This window comes from Allobacillus saliphilus, assembly GCF_018138385.1.
Taxonomy (GTDB): Bacteria; Bacillota; Bacilli; order Bacillales; family Alkalibacillaceae; genus Allobacillus; species Allobacillus saliphilus.
In genome coordinates, this window is sequence record NZ_JAGSIE010000003.1 from 37,263 (window position 1) to 50,115 (window position 12,853).

The 12,853-nt window shown below is 41.9% G+C and carries 10 protein-coding genes; 9 read left to right on the plus strand and 1 reads right to left on the minus strand.

Annotated features, from left to right (window positions below):
• Window positions 1–11: 11 nt before the first annotated feature.
• From KC820_RS00500 to KC820_RS00540, 9 genes are all read left to right on the plus strand, one after another.
• Window positions 12–1,607, plus strand: coding sequence for an ABC transporter substrate-binding protein (locus KC820_RS00500; RefSeq protein WP_212367116.1), 1,596 nt, complete (start codon window positions 12–14; stop codon window positions 1,605–1,607).
• Window positions 1,608–1,722: 115 nt separating this feature from the next.
• A complete protein-coding gene (locus KC820_RS00505) occupies window positions 1,723–2,667 on the plus strand; it encodes an ABC transporter permease (RefSeq protein WP_212367118.1) in 945 nt (314 codons plus the stop codon).
• A gap of 36 nt (window positions 2,668–2,703) precedes the next feature.
• Window positions 2,704–3,534: an ABC transporter permease gene (locus tag KC820_RS00510; RefSeq protein ID WP_212367126.1), complete on the plus strand. Its 831-nt coding sequence runs from the start codon at window positions 2,704–2,706 to the stop codon at window positions 3,532–3,534.
• A gap of 23 nt (window positions 3,535–3,557) precedes the next feature.
• Window positions 3,558–4,760, plus strand: a complete 1,203-nt coding sequence (locus KC820_RS00515; RefSeq protein WP_212367134.1) for an anhydro-N-acetylmuramic acid kinase — start codon at window positions 3,558–3,560, stop codon at window positions 4,758–4,760.
• Window position 4,761: 1 nt separating this feature from the next.
• Window positions 4,762–5,757 (plus strand): ABC transporter ATP-binding protein, encoded by a 996-nt coding sequence (locus KC820_RS00520; RefSeq protein ID WP_212367135.1) that lies wholly within the window; start codon window positions 4,762–4,764, stop codon window positions 5,755–5,757.
• Window positions 5,750–6,736, plus strand: a complete 987-nt coding sequence (locus KC820_RS00525; protein ID WP_236782448.1) for an ABC transporter ATP-binding protein — start codon at window positions 5,750–5,752, stop codon at window positions 6,734–6,736. Before KC820_RS00520 ends, KC820_RS00525 begins: the two co-directional genes overlap by 8 nt.
• A gap of 18 nt (window positions 6,737–6,754) precedes the next feature.
• Window positions 6,755–7,600, plus strand: a complete 846-nt coding sequence (locus KC820_RS00530; RefSeq protein WP_212367136.1) for a MurR/RpiR family transcriptional regulator — start codon at window positions 6,755–6,757, stop codon at window positions 7,598–7,600.
• 49 nt (window positions 7,601–7,649) lie between these two features.
• On the plus strand, window positions 7,650–9,065 hold the full coding sequence (gene glcD, locus KC820_RS00535) for a glycolate oxidase subunit GlcD (protein WP_212367137.1): 1,416 nt from the start codon (window positions 7,650–7,652) through the stop codon (window positions 9,063–9,065).
• The gene (locus KC820_RS00540; protein WP_212367138.1) at window positions 9,058–10,383 is read left to right on the plus strand and encodes a (Fe-S)-binding protein; all 1,326 of its coding nucleotides are present in this window, start codon (window positions 9,058–9,060) and stop codon (window positions 10,381–10,383) included. Before glcD ends, KC820_RS00540 begins: the two co-directional genes overlap by 8 nt.
• A gap of 392 nt (window positions 10,384–10,775) precedes the next feature.
• Here KC820_RS00540 and KC820_RS00545 read toward each other — a convergent pair whose 3' ends face one another.
• Complete coding sequence (locus KC820_RS00545) at window positions 10,776–12,839, minus strand: catalase (RefSeq protein ID WP_336511000.1); 2,064 nt, start codon at window positions 12,837–12,839, stop codon at window positions 10,776–10,778.
• Window positions 12,840–12,853 lie beyond the last annotated feature (14 nt).

The following is a 12,853-nucleotide window of genomic DNA, read 5'->3' on the forward strand; positions in this document are numbered from 1 at the left end:
GGTAGAAAACCTTGAAAAATAACAAAATTCTTTTGGCTTTGTTTGCGATTACATTCATGATGGTGCTTGTGGCTTGTGGAGGAAACGAGGGTGAAACTTCCGGTGAAACAGATAATGAGAACACGGAAGATACGAATACAGAATCTGAAGAAAGTAATGAAGAAGATTCTTCTGGTGAGCAAGTGTTAAAGATTGCAAATGATCAAGAACCAGCAGGACTTGATCCACATATTACGCCAGCACATTCATCCGTTCGAGTCTATTCAAAGATTTATAGTACGTTAGTACGTTTCGATGAAAACATGGAAATTGCTTCAGATTTTGCGAAAGAATGGGACTGGAAAGATGATACGACACTTGTTTTCCAATTAAGAGAAGGTGTCAAATTCCACAATGGAGATGAAGTGACAGCAGAAGATGTCATTTATAGTTTTGAACGTATTTTAGATGAAGAAACAGGTTCACATATTGCTTCTTATCTAAGTTCGATTGACAGCATGGAAGCAACAGACACTTACGAAGTGACGTTCCACTTAGCAAGTCCGGATGCAACGCTGTTAACGAACCTTACAAACTCGAGTGCAGCCATTGTCAGTCAAAAAGTCGTTGAAGAAAATGGAGACTTGCAACAGGTTGCAGTTGGTTCAGGGCCATTCAAATTAGAAGAATGGGTTCCAGATAACCGTGTAACACTCACCAAAAACGAAGATTACTATGTTGAAGGACAGCCAGCAGTAGATAAGTTGGAATACTACACAATGGTTGAAGAAGCTTCAAGATTATCAGCAGTACGCACAGGTGAAGTCGATATGACAACTGTTACCGCACAATCAGCTGAGCTTTTGGAAAGCGAAGAGAACGTCAATGTAATGGATTATCAATCATTGGAATATAGCTACGTTGGCTTCGATATGAATCATGAGATTTTAAGTAACGAAAAGGTCCGCCAAGCATTAAGTCTTGCAACAAATCGTGAAGCCATTGCAGATATCGTATGGAATGGTCAAGCGACAGTGAGTGGTCCGATTGCACCTTCCATGGGTGATTGGTCGATTGATGTGAAAGAGCATGAGCTTTATTCAAATGATCTAGACCAGGCACGTCAGTTATTGGAAGAAGCGGACTATGGTGACGGTTTTGAAATCGAAATTACAGCGGCTTCTACGTATGCTGACATGATTGATACAGCTCAGATTCTACAGCAGCAGTGGGCAGAAATCGGTGTTGATGCATCCATTAAGCAAGTTGAATGGGGCGAGTATATCGATATTTGGAAAAATACTTCAGCAGATGTTCTTGTCGGAAGAAATGGTTCTGGAAGTGATCCAGACCGTGCAATGAACTACTTCTTTAATTCAGAAGGTTCCGCAAACGTTTGGGGCTATTCGGATGAAGAGTATGATGAGATTGTTACAAATGGTAAAACAACAATTGATGATGCGGAACGTAAAGAAATATATGTGAAAGCTCAAAATCATCTATTGGAGAAGTCTCCAAACTTATTCTTAGTTTCTCCGAAAAACTTTGTTGCTGTAAGGGACTCTGTTGAAAACTATCAACCATACCCACACAACTCAGAATATATTGTAGAAACAACAAAGAAGTAAGTTCATTATTCAATTGACTGGGCAATTCGATTTTAATTGATTGTCTCGAGTTAAAAAAGAATGAGAGGCTGCTTATCAATAAGCAGCCTCATCTTTCTACATAAGGGTGAGATTCATGTACGCATATATAATTAGAAGGCTACTTATGATTATTCCAGTGTTATTTGGTGTCTCGATTGTTATTTTTTTTACGCTTCGAGTCATCCCGGGAGATGTTGCGCAAACGATTCTCGGAACTAGCGCTACAGACGAATCATTAGCCGCATTACGAGATAAATTTGGGCTCAATATGCCATTGTATGAACAATATTTCACATGGATGTCCGGTGTGCTTGTCGGGGATTTTGGTGTATCCATGCGAACTGGTGCAGAAATTTTACCGGAAATTTTAAGCCGCTTTGCGATTACATTTGAATTGACCATATTAGCAGCCTTCATTTCATGGATTATTGCCATCCCTCTCGGCATCATTGCTGGAGTGAAACGAAATACAAAAACAGATTTTTCCGTTCGGGTTATTTCTTTATTAGGTGTATCTGTTCCAAACTTTGCATTGGCAACGATTTTGATCTTAGTTCTATCACTTAGCTTTAATTACAGTCCACCAGTTGGGTATGTTGGATTCTTTGAAGATCCATTAACGAACTTACAAATTCTTTTCTTGCCGGCATTTGTACTCGGAACAGGAATGGCTGGAGCAGTCATGCGTATGACCCGTTCATCCATTTTGGAAATATTGCGACAAGACTTCATTCGTACCATTCGCGCAAAAGGCGTAAGGGAACGAGTGGTCATCTTCAACCATGCGTTTAAAAATGCATTGATTCCAATTTTAACAATTATCGGAATGCAAATTGGTGTTTTGCTCGGTGGAACGGTCATCATTGAACAGATTTTCTCATTGCCTGGATTAGGGCAGATGGTGTTAACCGGTATTAACCAGCGTGACTTTACCGTTGTGCAAGGTGCTATTTTATTTATTGCTTTTGTTTTCGTCATGATTAATTTGCTTGTTGACTTACTCTATTCTTATTTAGATCCGAGAATATCGTACAAATAGTCTAGCATAGATGAGTATGAAGAAAGTGGGATTCGAATGAGAGATTTTACACGAAAAATAATAGAAGATAAAGTGGGGCTCGTCGGTCTAATCGGTGTATTGCTTGTTGTCTTGTTAGCTGTTTTCGCACCGATTATTGCGCCTTATGCGCCTGATAAAATGCACACGATGCACACAATGGAAGGTCCGAGTTCTCAGTTCCTTTTCGGTACCGATGAATTCGGTCGTGATATTTTTTCCCGTGTCGTTTATGGTGCGCAAGTTTCTTTACAAGTCGGCTTGATCGCTGTTGGAATCGGGGCATTTTTTGGTTTGTTGTTCGGCTTATTGGCTGGTTTCTTTCAAGGGAAAATCGATCAAATTATTATGCGGATCATGGATGTCTTTTTCGCTTTTCCGGATATTCTATTAGCTTTGACGATTGTAGCTGTTTTAGGGCCAAGCTTAACGAACACGATGATTGCCATTGGGATTGTGTTTACCCCTGTTTTCACCCGCTTGATTCGCTCAGCGGTGCTGACGGTTAAAGAAAATGAGTACATTACGAATGCGGAAGCGGTCGGTGTGAGCAATACGAAAATAATCGTAAAGCATATTGCACCGAACGTGATGGCACCGTTCATCGTACAAATTACGCTCGCATTGTCAGGGGCTATTTTAACAGAAGCCGGCTTAAGTTTCTTAGGCTTAGGTGTTCAACCTCCAGATCCTTCTTGGGGTGTCATGTTGAACGAAAGTCGCTCTTATATGGAAGTTGCGCCGTGGATGATGGCATTCCCGGTAACGGCAATCATCATTACGATTTTCTGTTTTAACTTATTAGGTGATAGTTTACGAGATTTACTCGATCCGAAGTTAAAACAATAATTTTCTAAAAAAGGATGAAAAACATGTCGAAGTTAGGAATCGGTTTGATGTCAGGTACTTCCTTGGATGGAATTGATGCGGTCCTTTGTCGGGTCAATGGTACTGGGTTCGAAACAGAGCTAGAAGTACTGCATGCTTATAGCGTCGCTTATACGGATGACGAAAAACAAAAAATTATGGCTTTATGTGATGAGCATACTGCTCGCGTAGATGATATTACAGCGATGAATTTTTATTTGGCGGAAAAATTCAGCGAAGCGGTTTTACAGCTCATCGAACAGTCAGATTATTCGTTGACAGATATTGATTTTGTAAGTAGTCATGGTCAAACAATTTATCATTTACCTGATGAAGGTTCAACTAAATTTCAACCAAAGAGTACCTTGCAAATCGGTGATATTTCGGTTATATCTGAACGAACCGGCTTGCCAGTAGTCGGTGATTTCCGAACTGCAGATATGGCAGCAGGTGGGCAAGGTGCGCCACTTGTATCCTTTTTGGATTACGTATTTTTCAAAGATGAAAAGAAATCACGTGCGTTGCAAAACATTGGTGGAATTGGAAATGTGACGTATTTAGGTCGTGGTGATGACCAACAACTGACTTCGTTTGATACAGGGCCTGGCAACATGGTGATTGATGAAGTGGTTTATCGATTGTCAGAGAAAACATTAACGTATGACAAAAATGGTCAATGGGCAGCGAAAGGGCAAGAGAATAGCCAATTTGTGGAGGAATTGATGGATCATGAATATTTCTCGCGGAAACCACCGAAAACGACCGGCCGTGAAGTGTTCGGCAAAGCTTATGTCGATGGCGTCATGAAGCGAGCAAAAGAGCTGGATCTATCAGCTGATGACCTCGTTGCTAGTGTGACGGCATGGACGGCGAAAACAATTGCGAAAAGCTATAAGGACTTCATTTTATCAGCAAATAAACCACTTGATGAAGTCATTGTTTCTGGAGGAGGCGGACATAATGAAACGCTTCTTCGATATTTGCAAGAGTACTTACCAGATCAGCGTGTCACAACAATTGATGAATTTGGGATCTCGAGTGATGCGAAGGAAGCTGCGGCCTTTGTACTATTTGGCTATCATTTCTTGCTCGGAGAAACCAATACTATCAGTGAATTTACGAATGCTGACCATGAAGTCATTATGGGCAAGCTGAGTTACACACAACCACAGGCATTTGAAAAGGTTCTTTCCATAAGGGGGAGTTAGCGTGGAAAGTTTATTGGAGCTAAAAGATGTTTCCATTGATTTTCAGTCGAAACGAAAATCATTTAACATTATTAAAAATATTAATTTAAAGATTGACCGAAAAATGAAGTATGGCATTGTCGGTGAATCAGGCAGCGGAAAAAGCTTGACTTCCTTGGCAGTGATGAATCTATTATCAGATAACCTATCAATTGGGCAAGGCGAAATTATTTTGCGAACTGACGAAGAAAAAGTGCTGAATCATTTGAGCAAAAAGGAAATGCGTAACGTTCGCGGTGAAGACATTGCGATGATCTTCCAAGAGCCGATGACAGCGCTAGATCCGCTTTATACGATTGAATACCAAATCATAGAAGTGTTAAGATATCACCGCAAAATGAGCAAAAAAGAAATGCGTGAAAAAGCAATTGCCATGCTGACGAGTGTTGGTATTTCACGACCTGAAAAAATAATGAATGATTACCCGCACCAATTATCTGGAGGCATGCGACAACGGGTAATGATTGCGATGGCATTGGTCACAGAACCGAAACTGTTAATTGCCGACGAACCGACAACAGCACTCGATGTTACGATTCAAGCACAAATACTCGATTTGATGAACGATTTAACGGATGAACACGGCACTTCGATTTTAATGATTACACATGATCTAGGTGTTATTTTAGAGACGTGTGACCGGGTTGCTGTTATGTATGCAGGTCAGGTAGTGGAAGAATCGACCGTTAAAAATGTGTTCGATAATCCGCAACATCCGTATACACAAGGGTTATTGAAATCGATTAAAACATTAGGGGACCGTTCTGAAAAGCTTTATTCCATTCCAGGTAATGTTCCGACGCCAGATGAATATCAAGAGCTTGGATGCCGGTTTGCCACACGATGCCCATTCGCTTTTGAAAAATGTTTCAACGAAGAGCCGCCAGCCTTTCAAGTAGGGTCTGATCAAACGAGTAAGTGTTGGCTTCATGATGAGGAGGCAAATCCGAATGAGTAATCAGCCAGTTGTTTTGGAAGTGAAAAATTTAAAAAAGCATTTCCCGATCAAAGGGGGAGTTTTTAAAACAACTCAAGGCTACGTCAAAGCAGTTGACGGCATTTCTTTTTCCATTAAAGAAAATGAAACGTTCTCAATTGTTGGTGAAAGTGGTTGTGGAAAGTCAACAGCAGGTCGAACAATTTTGCGTTTGTTGGAACCGACGGAAGGAGAAGTTTGGTTCAATGGCGAAAATCTTTATGACATTAAAAAGCGGGAATTTCGGAAAAAGCGGAAAGACTTTCAACTCATTTTCCAAGATCCTTATAGCTCATTGAATCCACGAATGACGGTCCAAGAGTTAGTAGTCGAACCGTTACTGACACATAATTTATGTACAAAAAAAGAAGCGACTGAAAAAGCGAAGGAAATGGTTGAACGTGTTGGCTTATCAGAAAAGCATTTAACTAGATTTCCACATGAATTCAGTGGCGGGCAGCGACAGCGAATCAGTATTGCACGAGCGTTGATCGTTCACCCGAAGCTGGTCATTCTTGATGAAGCAGTTTCGGCTTTAGATGTTTCTGTGCAATCACAGATTTTAAATCTACTAATAGACTTGCAGGAAGAATTCGAATTAACGTATATTTTCATTTCACATGACTTGAACGTTGTGAAACACTTAAGCGATCGTGTAGGTGTCATGTATTTAGGACAAATGATGGAATTAGCTAAGACAGAAGATCTTTATAATGAGCCTTTACATCCGTATACCCAAGCTCTATTGTCAGCGATTCCGAACCTATCGACGTCTGAGAAAAAAGAACGGATTATTTTGCAAGGGGATGTTCCGGATCCTTCTAACCCACCATCAGGCTGTCCGTTTCGATTGAGATGCCCTTCTGCCCATGATCGTTGTGTGTCTGAAAACCCAGTTTTTCAAGAAGTAAAAGATGACCATTGGGTTGCATGTCATTTGTATGATGAAAAAAATAGCTGATAAAGGAAAGGGATGCTGATGAATTCAGGGCTACTGATTGTGAAAGAAATGATGGAAAAGCTACCGAATTCGGAGAAGAAAATTGCCCAATATATTTTAGAACATCCTCAGGAAACGGTTTCTATGACGGTGACAGATCTCGGGAAAAAGAGTGGGACTAGTAGTGCAGCCGTCATCCGCATGTGCAAATCATTGAAGTTAAAAGGATTTCAAGATTTAAAATTACGAATCGCGGGTGACCTGCAACGTCAAGAACCGTTGGAAGAACGAGATATTAATCGTGATGAATCGATTGATTCCATTTTGCATAAGGTGACGACAATTAGTAAACAAACGATTCAAGAGACGGCAGATTTGCTGGATGTCGATCAATTGAAGAAAGCTGTTGAGGTCATCATGAGTAGCCGAAATATTCATTTGTATGGTGTCGGTGCTTCTAGTATTGCAGCTTATGATGCTCAACAAAAGTTTTTACGAATTAACCGAAATGCAATTGTCTTTTCGGATTTACATATGGCTGCTACGACAATCGCTAACGGGACAGCCGAAGATACATTCATGGCTATTTCTTTCTCAGGGGAAACGAACGAAGTCATTAAATCATTAGAAATTGCCAAGCGTTCGGGGATGAAGACGATCAGTTTAACGAAGTATGGTGACTCACCCGTCGCTCGGTTGGCCGATATTAATCTATTTACTTCAGCGACAAAAGAAGCGAACTTCCGAAGCGGTGCAACATCCTCTCGGTTGGCACAACTTCATGTCATCGATATTTTATTTATGTGCGTCGCTTCGCAAACGTTCGATGAAACAATCGAATACTTGGATTCGACACGGCAAGTGATCCGTTCGTTGTATGAATAATCAGGGGATATTTGGGTTTATTACGTACTCATTTTAAAGGAGAGATTACATGTTATCTCCAGCAATCATTCAAGAATTTGAACAGTTATGCGGGAAAGAAAATGTCCAGCATTCAAGCGCTACGAAGCTCGCTTATTCATATGATGCGACAGCGAATTTTCAAGCGTTGCCGGACTTGGTCGTCTCCCCTCGGAATACAGAGGAAGTATCCGGGATTGTAAAGCTTTGTCAAAAACATGAGATCCCAATTGTTCCGCGTGGATCGGGAACGAATTTGGCTGCAGGTACGACTCCGACAAAGGGCGGTGTCGTTCTTTTATTTCGTCATATGAATCACATTCTTGAGCTCGATGAAGAGAATTTGACGGTGACCGTTCAGCCGGGCGTAATTACAGACGAACTGCATGCATTCGTAGAAGATAAGGGATTGTTTTATCCGCCAGACCCAAGCTCTGGGAAAATTTCAACGCTCGGCGGTAATATTAGCGAAAATTCAGGTGGGTTACGTGGCTTGAAATACGGTGTGACGAAAGATTATGTGTTGGCACTCGAAGTCGTCTTGCCGAATGGAGAAGTGATTCGTACTGGTGGAAAACTAGCGAAGGATGTTGCGGGATATGATTTAACGAGCTTGATGGTCGGTTCAGAAGGTACACTTGGAATCGTAACGGAAGCGACGCTGAAACTCGTTCCGAAGCCAAACCATAATCAAACGTTATTAGCCGTATTTGATTCATTGGAAAAAGCAGCCGAGACAGTATCGGCAATAATCGCTGCCAAAATTATCCCGGCCACACTCGAATTTATGGACCAGGGGACAATTCAAGTCGTGGAAGGTTACAAACAAATTGGATTGCCGCTCGATGCGGAAGCGATTTTGTTAATCGAGCAGGATGGACCAGAAGAGATTGTCGCTTCTGATATGGCAACTGTGTTAACAATCTGCGAAGAATACGGAGCGAGAGAAATTTCCAAGGCGAAAAATGAACAGGAAGCAGAAGATTTACGCCGCGCTCGTAAGGATGCACTGTCTTGCTTGGCGCAACTGACGCCAACGACGATGCTTGAAGACGCGACGGTTCCGCGTTCCGAAATTGCGCCGATGGTTCGTGAAATTATTCGGATTGCTGAGAAATATGACGTTCGGATTCATACGTTCGGTCATGCGGGTGATGGAAACTTGCACCCAACCGCCGTGACGGACGCGCGAAACGAAGAAGAAATGAAACGTGTGGAAGATGCGTTTGCGGAGATTTTCGAAACAGCCGTGAACATGGGAGGAACGATTACCGGTGAGCACGGTGTTGGTGAAATGAAATCTTCCTATTTGGAGTGGAAAGTCGGCCCGAGCGGACTGGCTATCATGCAAAGTATCAAGCAGGCAATCGATCCGAATAATATGATGAATCCTGGAAAGATGTTTGCGAAGTCTACGAGAAAACGGGTGGTGGTCCATAATGGCTGAAGCCCAATTGCACGTTCGGATCCAAGAAGGCTTCCAGCAGGAAGTGGAAGAAGAGAAGCTGCTCGATTGCATGCGTTGTGGATTTTGCTTGCCAGCTTGTCCGACTTATTTGCATTCGAATTTTGATGAAACCCAATCACCACGCGGACGAATCGCCTTGATGAAAGCTGTCCGCGATGGAATGATACCGTTTGATGACTCGATTGAGGAATCGCTTGATTTATGTTTAGGTTGCCGTGCTTGTGAACCTGCTTGTCCAGCGGGTGTCGAGTATGGATCATTATTGGAAAGTGCTCGCAATGTCATTCAACGGGAGAAAAAACAGTCGATGACAGAAAAAGTAGCTCGTCATGGTGCTTTCAAACATTTATTTAAAAACCAACGGACAATGGAGCGGACGACAGGATTAATCCGGTTTTACCAGAAGTCAGGCATTCAAGCGTTAACGCGCAAAACGGGAGTTCTATCATTATTACCATCGATCATGAAAGATATGGAAGCAATTTTGCCCATCATTGATAAAAGCAAGATTAAAAAAGGCCATACGTACGAAAGCACGAAAAAAACGACAAAGGTTGCATTTTTCACGGGTTGTATGATGGATACGATTTTCTCACAAACGAATCAGTCAACAGTTAAGCTATTGCAACAATTAGGTTGTGATGTTTGGGTGCCGGAGAACCAAGTATGCTGTGGTGCATTACAAGGACATAGCGGCGAACTTGATATGGCACGTGAAAATGCGATTCAAAATATCGAAGCCTTCCTTGCACAAGATGTTGATTATATTGTCAACAACGCAGGAGGTTGCGGAGCCTTTTTATCCGAGTATGATCATTTACTGAAAGATCATCCAGCGTTGTTGGAAAAAGCTAAGGCTTTTTCCGAGAAAACAATTGATATATCCACGTTAATTGAAAAATTAGGTATAACCGGACGTTCGTTGAAATTAAAAAACGGTCGCCAAGCCGTTATTACGTATCAAGACTCCTGTCATTTACGAAACGTCAATCGAGTTGTCGACGAACCACGAGAAATCATGCAATCGATCGATGGAGCAACTTACGTGGAATTACCAACAGCTAACCAATGCTGTGGCTCGGCAGGAATTTATAATTTAATTCATACAGAAATGTCGATGCGCATACTCGATTCGAAAATGGAAGATGTCAAAGCGACCGAAGCTCAATTTTTACTGACATCGAATCCAGGGTGTCTTCTACAAATGAAGCTCGGTATCGAGAAAGCCGGAGTGTCCGATCACATGGAAGCTATGCATCTCGTCGACTTTTTGGCTGAGTATGTTGAAGTGGAATGATACGAGGTGAGAACTTATCACGGGGCTCATATATTTCAAAGTTGGTCCCATATATTTCTGCGAAGGTCGCATAAATCTTAAGAAAGGTCGCATAACTGCATCATGTCGGCATATATTCATGTCGAGATGGCACATATTTTCAGATGTAGGTCGCATAAATCCTGTAAGTGCTTCATTGAATCTACAAAAAATAAGCAGGGAACATATTATTTTGATGTGGTCACATAAAAATTCGAACTGGTCGTATAAATTTCACAAAAGGGTGCATATCCCAGTGACATTGGCACATTTCCTTGCCAAGTGGGTATATATATTCTGACCAAGGTCGCATAAATACAAAAGTCTCATGATGAAAAAAGACAGGACCCAAAAACTGGGTCTTGTCTTTTCTTCTATGTCCGATTCCAAAACCGCTGCTGTGCAATAGCTGAAATAAAATCTTCCCCGAAGTCGAGGTTGTTTTCAGCAAAGACGACACCAGCGAGGTTGTTTTGTTCGGTTGCTTGAATGTAATAGTCAGCGCCGATTGCGACTCCGATTGGTTTGTATCTGCGATAGGCTTCGTTGACGTAATGCATAATCTCTTGGTTGAATTTTCCTTGGTTATTCGCTTCACCGCCGACAACATAAAGTGCGTCATATAAGACGGGATAAGTGGTTGATAATGTTTCGTTCACTTTGATTTTCGTTCCATCCGAACCGACTGCCGGGTTTAATGTTTCACCGATCACATCAAAGAAGACACCGTGCTGTTCAAATAAGTCGGTCACGTACCGGACTTCATCGCAGTTAAATCCATTGCCGATTAGGATTGCGACTTTTTGGGTGTAAGCATAGTGCGGTGTGTTCGCTTGACTGATTGCAGGCGAACTACCGGTAACAGGGACGTGTGATTTCTTCGGTGGATGGACACCAATTGCTTCGGCGATCTTTGTTGCCATACCTTGGTCGACATTTGCCCACATTTCGATATTTTGTTCGCGTACCGATTTACTCTCAACGTTCGTAAGATGAAAAATAAACGTGTCGACGAGATCTTGCTTTTCGACTGGTGATAAGCTATTCCAGAAAAATCGAGCTTGAGAAAAGAAATCTTCAAACGATTTGCTAGGAACTTCGCGCGTGACGTGGCCATCGACTTTCTCAGGATAATGTACATAACCGCCTTCTTCCCAGGAGGATTCGGACGGCGTGTTGCCAGCAAGAGAATTATTATGATAATCTACTTCATCCACATCAATGCGGTGTCTTTGATAGCTGTCTCTTAAATTATAATGTTTCGGGACAATCGGTTTGTTGACAGGGATGTCTTCGATATTGGCAGAGTGCTGTCGGTACAGTTCGGTATCTCGGTAGGCAATCGCTCTTCCTTGAAGAACTGGATCATTTGTAAAATCAATTCCTGGAACAAGATTACTAGGATCGAATACAGACTGCTCTTCTTCGGCGAAAAAATTATCAACTAATCGATTTAATGTGAGCTTGCCGACTTTTTCTACGGGAATGACTTCTTCCGGCCATAACTTTGTATCATCGAGAATGTCAAAGTCATAATCGAACTGTTTTTCCTCCTCGATTAATTGAATGCCTAAGTCATATTCGGGGTAGGCACCTTTTTCAATCGCTTCGATTAAGTCATGCCGGTGATAATCCGGGTCGACACCGCCTATAATATTGGCTTCATCCAATAACAACGAATGTACTCCAAGACGAGGAATCCATTTAAACCTGACGAATGTCTGCTTGCCCTCTTCGTTAATGAATCGGAATGTATTGATTGGCCAGCCGTCCATCATGCGCCAGCTTCTCGGTCGTCCGCGCATCGACATGAGCCACATGACCATATGAGCGGATTCTTGATTGTTCGCAACATAATCCCAAAAGCTATCATGAGCAGTCGTCGCTTGAGGGACATGGGTTTTTGGATTTGGCTTGGCCGCATGTGTCACATCCATAAATTTCATTGCATCGGCTAAAATAAATACAGGGAATTGCAGGGCGAGCATGTCATAGTTTCCTTCTTGCGTGTAAAATTTTGTCGCAAAGCCGCGAATATCAATTGCTGTATCTTTTGAACCTTTGCTGCCGATAAAGTTTGAAAAACGGACAAAGACAGGTGTTTTACAGCCGGCTTCTTGCAAAAAATGCATTTTCGTTAAATGTTTCAATGATTTGTATGTTTCAAATTCTCCGTATACACCAAACCCTCTAGCATGAACGACTTTTTCAGGAATACGTTCCCGGTTGAAATGCGTTTGTTTTTTATAAAAATGGAAATCCTGCAGTAAAGTCGGCCCGCGTTTGCCAGCTCGAAGTGTTTGTTCGTCATTTGATATTTTTTTGCCACTTTCATCGGTCATTTTCTTACCCGGACCTGTATTTTTGTGCTTGTATTTATTCAACTGTTCTTGTTTTGCATCTCGGCTATTTGATTGGCGATCTTTATCCTTATCCACTGAATCACCTTTCT

What these genes read in the sequence shown, in the direction of transcription:
- KC820_RS00515 (WP_212367134.1), top strand. Translation starts at nt 3,558, where the DNA reads ATGTCGAAGTTAGGAATCGGTTTGATGTCAGGTACTTCCTTGGATGGA.
- KC820_RS00510 (WP_212367126.1), top strand. Translation starts at nt 2,704, where the DNA reads ATGAGAGATTTTACACGAAAAATAATAGAAGATAAAGTGGGGCTCGTC.
- KC820_RS00540 (WP_212367138.1), top strand. Translation starts at nt 9,058, where the DNA reads ATGGCTGAAGCCCAATTGCACGTTCGGATCCAAGAAGGCTTCCAGCAG.
- KC820_RS00530 (WP_212367136.1), top strand. Translation starts at nt 6,755, where the DNA reads ATGAATTCAGGGCTACTGATTGTGAAAGAAATGATGGAAAAGCTACCG.
- glcD (WP_212367137.1), top strand. Translation starts at nt 7,650, where the DNA reads ATGTTATCTCCAGCAATCATTCAAGAATTTGAACAGTTATGCGGGAAA.
- KC820_RS00505 (WP_212367118.1), top strand. Translation starts at nt 1,723, where the DNA reads ATGTACGCATATATAATTAGAAGGCTACTTATGATTATTCCAGTGTTA.
- KC820_RS00525 (WP_236782448.1), top strand. Translation starts at nt 5,750, where the DNA reads ATGAGTAATCAGCCAGTTGTTTTGGAAGTGAAAAATTTAAAAAAGCAT.